The sequence below is a fragment of the Stenotrophomonas sp. GbtcB23 genome, assembly GCF_019091045.1.
Lineage (GTDB): Bacteria > Pseudomonadota > Gammaproteobacteria > Xanthomonadales > Xanthomonadaceae > Stenotrophomonas > Stenotrophomonas rhizophila_A.
This window is the reverse complement of the sequence record NZ_JAGXKC010000300.1, coordinates 1-317: the sequence shown is the minus strand read 5'-3', so window position 1 is coordinate 317 and position 317 is coordinate 1. Positions and strand designations below refer to the sequence as shown.

Genomic DNA, 317 nt, shown 5'->3' with positions numbered 1-317 from the left:
CCTCGCAGCTGAGCAGAAGCAGCTTGAGAAGGCCCGCACTCCGATCTTTGCGGCGCCGACCTGGAAGGCCACCACGGCCGTGGGGAAGGCGCTTGCCGCGCTGAATGCCAACACAGACGCAAAGAAGATCGATGCGCTGGCGGCGCTTTCGGCAGACGATAGCGCCCGTCTTGAGCGTCTGCGGGAAGACCTGTCGAAGAATCCGGCCAAGGCAGCGGCGGAACAGACCGTCAAAGCCGGCAACGTCATGCGGCTGATTACCGCGGTAAACAGCGTTGCAGCCAGAACCACCGATGTGGAACTGCTGGCGGCCGCTG

General features: G+C 63.7%; 1 pseudogene. It reads left to right on the top strand.

The features are described 5' to 3' along the window. Positions 1 to 317 (top strand): annotated as a pseudogene (locus KVS69_RS19190) (DNA repair protein); the annotation flags it as partial.